The organism is Burkholderia sp. Tr-20390 (assembly GCF_017104595.1).
Lineage (GTDB): Bacteria > Pseudomonadota > Gammaproteobacteria > Burkholderiales > Burkholderiaceae > Burkholderia.
Genome location: NZ_JAAGPC010000359.1, coordinates 1 through 2,941 on the forward strand (window position 1 = coordinate 1; position 2,941 = coordinate 2,941).

Annotated in this window: 2 protein-coding genes; both read left to right on the forward strand. The window is 72.8% G+C overall.

The window, feature by feature from the left end; all coding sequences use genetic code 11:
• Nucleotides 1–1,544, forward strand: a 1,544-nt coding sequence (locus tag G3N98_RS38865; protein WP_206151084.1) for a non-ribosomal peptide synthetase, incomplete at its 5' end; no start/stop codon positions are given.
• A partial coding sequence (locus G3N98_RS38870; RefSeq protein WP_241026292.1) for a condensation domain-containing protein occupies nucleotides 1,544–2,941 on the forward strand: 1,398 nt, incomplete at its 3' end. The genes G3N98_RS38865 and G3N98_RS38870, both read left to right, overlap by 1 nt.

Genomic DNA, 2,941 nt, shown 5'->3' on the forward strand with positions numbered 1-2,941 from the left:
CCGCCGGGCCGGCCGCGCGGCATGCGCTGGACGACCGGGCGGCGTGGCTCGCCGCCGAGCCGCTGCCGGCGCCGCGCCTGCACCCGGACGGGATCGCTTACGTGATCTACACGTCCGGCTCCACCGGCGCGCCGAAGGGCGTCGCCAACACGCATCGCGCGCTGGTCAACCGGCTCGACTGGCATGGCTCGCTGCTCGCCGACGCCGCGCCGGTGCGCGTGCTGCAGAAGACGCCGTACTTTTTCGACGTGTCGGTCTGGGAATTCCTGTGGACGCTGCAGAGCGGGCATGCGCTGGTGATCGCGCCGCCGGAGCTGCACAAGGACCCGGCCGGGCTGGCGGCGCTGCTGCGCCACGCGCGCATCGCGGTCGCGCACTTCGTGCCGTCGATGCTGAACGCGTTCCTGGACGCGGTGCCCGGGCAGCGCTTCCCGGATCTCGCGCTGGTCGTCTGCAGCGGCGAGGCGCTGCTCGCCGAGCAGGCCGAGCGCTTCCACCGGCTGCTGCCCGGCGTGCGGCTCGCCAACCTGTACGGGCCGACCGAGGCGGCGATCGACGTGAGCGTGTGGCATTGCGCGCCGGGCGAGGCCCACGCGCGCGCCGGCGTGCCGATCGGCCGGCCGATCGACAACGTGTCGCTGTACGTGCTGGACGCGGGCCTCGAGCCCTGCGCGCCCGGCCGCGCGGGCGAGCTGTACATCGGCGGCGCGGGGCTCGCGCAAGGGTATGTCGGCCGCGCGGATCTCACCGCGGCGAGCTTCGTGCCCGATCCGTACGCGGGTCGGGCGGGCGCGCGCATGTACCGCACCGGCGACATCGCGATGTTCGGCGAGCACGGTGAACTGCATTACCTCGGCCGGCGCGACGAGCAGGTCAAGCTCAACGGCAACCGGATCGAACTGCGCGAGATCGAGGCGTGCCTGCTGGCGCTGCCGGGCATCGCGCAGTGCGCGGTGGTGCCGGTGCGGGTGCACGGGCGCGTGCGGCTGCTGCATGCCTTCGTCGAGCCGGCCGCGGGGTGGGACAGCTGGCCGGTGGACGCGCTGCACACGGAGCTGGCCGCGCGGCTGCCCGAATCGATGCGTCCGGCGCGCATCGACGTGGTGGAGCGCATCGCGCTGCTGCCGGCCGGCAAGATCGACCGCAAGCGCCTGGCCCAGCTCGCCGACGCGGCGCTCGAGACGCGCGCGCGCGGCGCCGAGGTGCGCGCCAGGACACCGTTCCAGGCCGAGGTCGCCGCCGAGTGGTCGGCCGTGCTCGACGTCGCCGACATCGGGCCGGACGATCACTTCTTCATGCTCGGCGGCAGCTCCGTGCAGGCGATCCAGCTGATCGCGCGTCTGAATGGCCGCTACGGGCTGCTGCTGTCGCCGCCGCTGCTGTTCGGCGCACCGCAGCTCGACCGGTTCAGCGCCCAGGTGCTGGTCGCGCTCGGCCAGAAGGCCCAGCGGGAGGACCGCCTCGAAGCGCTGCTCGATCGCCTCGCGCCGGACGACATGGACGAACTACTCACACTGTTTTCATCGTCGGGAGAGCTGGTTTGATGTCGCATAACGATTCCACCGAAAACAAGCGTCGCCAATTGCTCGAAGCGTTCGGCAGGCAGCGTGGCGCGGGCAGCCGCGACGCGATTACCCGCCAGGCGCGGCCGGCGGACCTGCCCGCGTCGGCGGAACAGGTGCGGATGTGGGTGCAGATGGCGATCAGCGGCGGCGCTGGCCATTTCCACGTGCCGCACGTGCTGGAGATCGCGGGCACGCTCGACGAAGCGGCGTTGCGGGCGGCGCTGTGCGACGTGGTCGCGCGGCACGAGGCGCTGCGCACGACGTTCGACGCGCGCGACGGCGGCTTGTACCAGCGTTTGCAGCCCGAGTTCGATCCGTCGCTGCCCGTGCATCGTCACGCGGCGGGCGCGACCGACGCGGACATCGCCCGCACGATCACCGCCGAAATCGCGCAGCCGTTCGACCTGGCGCACGGGCCGCTGCTGCGCGTGTCGCTGCATCGTGTCGGCGACGCCCGGCAGATTCTCGTGCTGACCGCCCATCACCTGATCGTCGACGGGTGGTCGCTGGAACTGATGCTGGCCGACTGGTGGCGGGCCTACGCGGCGCGGCTGGCGGGCCGCGAGCTCGAGCCGCCGGCCGACGACGAGCCGCACTATGCGGACTATGCGCTGTGGCAGCAGGCGCGCGGCGCCGCGGACAGCGCGCCGAGCCTTGCCTACTGGCAGGGCCGGCTGGCCGGCGCGACGACGCTCGAATTGCCGTTCGCGCTGCCGCGCCCGCCGCGGCGCGCGCACGACGGCGAACTGGTGTTCTTCACGATTCCCGCCGCCGTGCGCGCGCGGGCCGAGGCGCTGGCGCGCCGGCAGGGCGGCACGCTGTTCACCGTGATGCTGGCCGCGTGGCGGTGCCTGCTCGGCGACTACGCCGGCCAGGACGACTTCTGCATCGGCACGACCGCGTCGAACCGCGTGCATCCGGGCAGCGAGCGCATCGTCGGCTTCTTCGCGAACCTGCTCGCGTTGCGCACCGCGCGGCAAGGCTGCGCCACGTTCGCCGCGCTGGTCGAGCGCGAGCGCGACACCGTCGCCGACGCGCTGCGGCATCAGGCGGTGTCGTTCGACCAGGTGGTCGAGCAGGTCGGCGTCGCGCGCGATGCCGCGCGCAGCCCGCTGTTCCAGGTCAACTTCGTGCTGCAGGACACGAAAGGCGCGGTGCCCGGCGCCGCCGAGCCGGCGACGCCGGCCGGGATGCCGGCGATGACGGTGCGCGACGACCTGTATCGCTACGCGCAGTTCGACCTGACGCTGTTCGCCGAGCTGACGTCCGACGGCGTGCGCTGCTGCACGGTGTTCCGCACCGATCTGTTCGAGGCCGCCGATATCGAGCGGCTGTCGCGCACCTATGCGCAGTACCTCGACGCGCTGACCGCGCAG